This is a genomic window from Candidatus Neomarinimicrobiota bacterium, from assembly GCA_041862535.1.
GTDB lineage: Bacteria > Fidelibacterota > Marinisomatia > SCGC-AAA003-L08 > TS1B11.
The window spans coordinates 1-5319 of the sequence record JBGVTM010000376.1; the positions used below are offsets into that span (position 1 = coordinate 1).

The 5319-nt window shown below is 57.8% G+C and carries 4 protein-coding genes; 2 read left to right on the forward strand and 2 right to left on the reverse strand.

The window, feature by feature from the left end:
• Nucleotides 1-353: 353 nt before the first annotated feature.
• Nucleotides 354-2180 carry a peptidylprolyl isomerase gene (locus tag ACETWG_13565; protein MFB0517611.1) on the forward strand — a complete coding sequence of 609 codons (1827 nt, stop codon included), beginning with the start codon at nucleotides 354-356 and terminating at the stop codon, nucleotides 2178-2180.
• A gap of 14 nt (nucleotides 2181-2194) precedes the next feature.
• On the opposite strand, the gene ACETWG_13570 is transcribed toward ACETWG_13565, so the two are convergent.
• Both ACETWG_13570 and ACETWG_13575 read right to left on the reverse strand, forming a co-directional pair.
• Entirely contained in the window at nucleotides 2195-2344 is a 150-nt protein-coding gene (locus ACETWG_13570; protein ID MFB0517612.1) for a hypothetical protein, read from the reverse strand.
• 4 nt (nucleotides 2345-2348) lie between these two features.
• The gene (locus ACETWG_13575; GenBank protein ID MFB0517613.1) at nucleotides 2349-3767 is read right to left on the reverse strand and encodes a DUF4139 domain-containing protein; all 1419 of its coding nucleotides are present in this window, start codon (nucleotides 3765-3767) and stop codon (nucleotides 2349-2351) included.
• Nucleotides 3768-4046: 279 nt separating this feature from the next.
• Here ACETWG_13575 and ACETWG_13580 point away from each other — a divergent pair.
• On the forward strand, nucleotides 4047-5319 hold a 1273-nt coding region (locus ACETWG_13580), incomplete at its 3' end, for a Clp protease N-terminal domain-containing protein (GenBank protein ID MFB0517614.1).

A 5319-nucleotide genomic window follows, 5' to 3' on the forward strand; every position in this document is an offset into this window, starting at 1 on the left:
TTAGAAGGCCGTTGCTCTATCCAGCTGAGCTACCGGGGCTTCTTACAAGTCGAAAGGTAATACAACTTAATGCCGCTGGAAATATCCATCTATACAATATACAAGTCAATATGGCCAGGCAGCTCGATGCTCAATCGATGACCCGGCGATATTGACGGTGAGTATTAAAGAGGGATTTCCTGGTAGGTGACAAGCCCGGCTCCTTCCTGGAAGGAGCAAAAAATGATTTCCAAAGAAGAGCGCATCTGAATAGATTCGGGTCGATTTATCAAATAGCCCATGGTGATGAGCAGCAAGCAATTGGACCGGAAGGCTGATTGGCCAGCCGTCCAGCGATGTGAAAAGGCGACCACTTGCGCAAATTGACCGGTAAGCTCCGGATCCTGGCCTGGTCAGCGGTGGCGCTTTTCCCCATCCCGGCTGCCGCCCAAATACTGGCGTACGTTGGTTCCGACAGCGTTACCCTGGCGGCCTTCTCACAGCGATACCAGGACTACCTTGACCGGTCCGCTCAGACGGACTCCCTCCAGACCAGATACGATGTCCTGCAGCAGATGGTAGAGGAAGCGATCTGCACCCAGTTTGGCCGCGATCACGGCCTGGACCGTAATCCCGCTATCCTTCGAGCTGGCCGCCTGGCCTGGAGAGAGGTCCTGCTCATCGCTGTGGCCCAAGGTCAGTTTGCCGATGAGGTGACCGTTCCGCCCGATGAGATTGAGGCCGAATACCGCTATCGAAACACGGCCCTGCTGACCCGCTACCTTACCCTGCCTGACAGCCTCACTGCCGTTGATTATCTGCAGCAGCTTGACGTCGGAGAGCCGTTCGAATCGCTGGCCCTCCAGGCCTGCGACTCGGCTTCGCTGCTGGACCGGCCCGGTGAGCTGGGCTGGAAGTTCCCCCAGCAATTGGATTCCACCTACGGCCGCCGTGCTTACCGGTTGACCCCAGGCCAGTGTTCGGAGCCGCTGAGAACCACCGCGGGGTACCAGATCATCCAGCTGCTAGGCAAGGAGTTTCGGCCAGACCACGGCCACTTCGAGCGAGTCAAGTATCAACAGCAAATCGCCGCCCAGCTGCGACCGTCGAAATTCGCTGATACTGCCCGGAATGTCCTTGAGCAATGGGCGAGCAGTCTGCCGTATGCCTGGCGCCGAAGGGGACTCAGGAAAATACTCCGCTCCGGTATCCTGGACGATCCTATCGAATCATCGTTTGCCGACCCGGCGGCGGCCAATCTGGCCCCGGAAGTACTGTTCACCCTGTCCGACGAACCCTATACCTTTGATTGGCTTCTCTCCCGCCTGGACCTGCTGCTACCTGAGGAAAGAGCAGCTGTCACCAACGAGAAAATCCTGAAGGAACTGGTCCAGAAGCTCTTCATGTGGGACGAGCTGTATGAATTGGCAATCGCTCTACCCCAAGCCGACTCACTCCTGACAGCCGCCGACAGCTTACAGCAGGCGACAACCTGCCGGGCCGTACGGGTCTCGCTCCAGGCCCAGCTGCTCAGGCAGGTCGTGCCGCCTGAGGATTCACTGCGGCAGTTCCTCGCCGATCACCACGTACGCTATACCACTCCCGCGTTGGCAAACCTGGAAGAGATCGTGGTGCGAGACTCAGCCCTGGCTCTATCTCTCAGAGATTCGCTCCTGACAGGAAACTTTGACTTTGCCCCCCTGGCCCGTCGCCACACACAGCGCGAATGGGCCCGGATCACGGGCGGCAGGCTGGGCTGGGTGCCGTTAAGGATTTATGGGCCAGCTGGGGCGGCATTAGTGAAAGCAGCTACGAAGAATCCCAACCAACTGGTCGGCCCCTTACAGGTGGGCGATTATTATATCCTGGCGCAGCTTAAGGGCTACCGGGTGGAGAAGATGCCTTCTTTTGAGACTCTCCAGCCGCGCCTTCGCCAGCACTGGATCACAGCCAATCGGCCTCGGCTCCTGCGGGAAGCGATACAGCGGTTTCAAACCACGATCTACCCTACCGTCATCGATTCCAGTCTTGTCAGCCGACTCGAAATCGACGTAGGGGGGCTAGGCGTACTTCCAGCCGTGCCGGACTCACTACAATCCTACCCCGCTCCGACAGACACCGTCGGCGCTGCCCAACAAACCACTCCCCCAGCGCGCCCGGATTCTTCTCAGAGTGATCTTACCCCCGCCGATCCCGAATAGAGTCACACGCTACCCTATCCTGCTGATACCTGCTGAATACTGGGTGTGATGCCCCACCGGACAATGCCACTGAGTATCTGCCGATCAACCTCCTTATCAGCACCCATTTTTTCCCAGGTGCCAAATACCTGCCCAGCGATAGGCGCCGCTCGGGACCAGAACATGCTTTTACAGGGTAACCCTGATCTTATAGATCAGGACCACCTCTTCCCCGGCAGGAACCTTCACAGTGAACTTGGCGGTAAAGGCATCCTCTTTAACATAGTCATGGGACTTTTCTCTTATCTGCCACTCCCCGGGAAAATGGGCAAGCACCTCGATGGCCACGTCCTCCTCCTGCTTCCGATTACGCAGACTCACTTCAAAGGTACTCTCGTGGCGCCGCGTCCAGCGGTCACTGAGATCCTTATATTCGGTCTGCTTAACTTCACATACCAAATCAAACGCTGTGCCAAGGGTAACCTTCACTTCCTCATCGCGCGGGGTATGTGCGATGCGGTCCTCACCGGCGAACTGAAGCGTGCCAGCCTGGTCCTCACTGTAGATCCTGATAATGCCGCCCGGGAGAGGTTCGCCAAGATGGTTGGCCTGAGTGTTGGCAAACCTCAACCGCACATTCACCGGCAGCTCATTTTCCCCTGGCACGTTACCTGTGCCGAAGTGAGAGGGGATGTCCACCGAATAGTGCCGCTCAAGAACGATCCCCGACCGACTCAGGAGCTCCACCTGCTTCTGCTGGTTCTGCTTCAAGGTCGTCTTCCACGGGATGGTGTAGAGATGGTACTCCATAAAGGCTTCTTCGCGGACCTCCATCTCAGCAGCCTCCATGGCAAGAGTTTTCTTCGCAAGCCGCGGCCGCACTTCTGGCATGACGCGGTGCACGTCACCCGCCACAAGTTTGACGGAGGCCTCCGGATAGGCAATGCCGCTCTGGTTATTCAGGGTGATCCAACCGGTAAGATCACCCGCAGTCGCATCCTGGTTCACCTTCAGCACGTAATCGGCCTTCCATACCAGGCCCCCGGAAAGGTAACTCACCTGAACGGTATGCTGCCCCTTCTCGCCTTCCACCAGCCAGCGCAAACTGGGCCGGGCCACCAGTTCCGCCGGTACTTCCGACAGAATCACGTGGCCGGGATGCTTGATATGAATTTCCTTACCTACCTGATACAGCGGACCCTCGTTGAGGGACAGCAGCGTGGCCGTCTGCCGGTCAACCACCTTGTTGTCGCTGTCGTAGGTGACCAGCCTAACCGACTTGCCGACATACTTAGCAAGCAAGGTGGAGGGCGAGAGGAGGTCGTACTCGTAATTCTGCTCCAGCACGACCCACTCCCGCTGAGGCGTGAGGCTCACTGGCAGAACGGTCTCCGCCTGCACCCTGGCCGCCACGTCCTCCAGCAGGACTTCCAACCGGCCACCTTTAGCCAGCTCAAAGGTGCGCGTGTCTTTCACCAGACCGATGTTGCTGCTATAGATGGTAACCTCCAGGCCGGTACGAGTATCGGCGCCAATAGTGAGCTGGGATTGACCCCACAACACCGATATCAATAAAAGCGCCGGAAACCACTTGAACAAATCTTTCATTGGAAACTCCTTGTCAACTCCTATATTGTAGGTGCACGGCAGGCACTCTACAAGGTTTTCTTAGGCCGGACTGTTATAGATTTCCCGTTCAGCAGAGTATGGAAATAGAGATGGAAACATGCCAGGCCAAAATGTCGCATCTGGCTGCCGAAATGACATCTCGGGCCGCGGATCAATGCCACTTCTCCGACAGAAATGTGCCGATTGCTATAAGGCACGACCTTTGCGCAAAGCATATCGGATAGCTATGGTCACCCTGAAAGGAATCGTTGAAGCACCATGGACTTGAACCGCCTGACACAGAAATCCCAGGAAGCCTTGATGGCAGCCCAGAGCCTGGCCGCTCGCCACGGCCATGTAGAAGTGGACGTGCTGCAGCTGCTGGCGGCCCTGCTAGAGCAGGAAGGGAGTCTGACTGCCCGCCTGCTCCGCAAAATGGACGTATCACTGGACCAATTCACAGCCGACCTGGATCGGGAGCTGAGCCGTTTACCTCGACAGACCGGCTCCGGCGGCGAAATGGGAAAGATTTACGTCACGCCACGGCTTAACAGCTTGCTGGTAAAAGCCGAAGACGAAGCCAAGCGGCTGAATGACGCCTATGTATCGGTAGAGCATCTGATACTGGCTATGCTGGATGAACCTAAGTCCTCACCGATCGGGAAGCTCTTTGCCCAATACGATCTTTCCAGAGACCGCTTCCTGCAGGCCCTTTCCAGCATTCGGGGCAAGCAGCGGGTGGAGGGCACCAATCCTGAAGCCACCTATGATGTGTTGGAGCGCTATGGCCGGGACCTGGTAAAGGAGGCCCGCTCAGGTAAGACCGATCCCATCACCGGGCGGGACAACGAGATCCGGCGGGTGGTGCGGATTCTTTCCCGCAAGACTAAGAATAATCCGGTGCTCATAGGTGAGCCGGGCGTAGGCAAGACGGCTATCGTGGAGGGGCTGGCCCAGCGTATCGTCAAGGGGGACGTACCGGACAGCCTCAAGAACAAGACCATCTTCGCCCTTGATATGGGCGCCCTGGTTGCCGGGGCCAAGTACCGGGGAGAATTCGAGGAGCGGCTTAAGGCCGTCTTGAAGGAGATCAAGGAGTCGGAAGGGCGCATCCTCCTGTTTATTGATGAGCTCCACACCATTGTGGGTGCTGGCCGGGCTGAGGGCGCCATGGACGCCGGCAACATGCTCAAACCCCTGCTGGCACGGGGAGAGCTCCACTGCATCGGTGCCACTACCCTGGACGAATACCGCGAGCATATTGAAAAGGACGCCGCCCTGGAACGCCGTTTCCAACCCGTCCTGGTGGACCAGCCCGGCGTGGATGATACCATCTCCATCCTCCGCGGACTGAAGGAGCGTTACGAGGTCTATCACGGCGTGAAGATCCACGACAACGCGCTGGTGGCCGCCGCGGTACTCTCCCACCGCTACATCTCCGACCGCTACCTGCCTGACAAGGCTATTGACCTCGTGGATGAGGCCGGCGCCATGGTGCGCACCGAGATCGACTCTATGCCCACCGAGCTGGATGAAGTCACCCGGAGGGTCA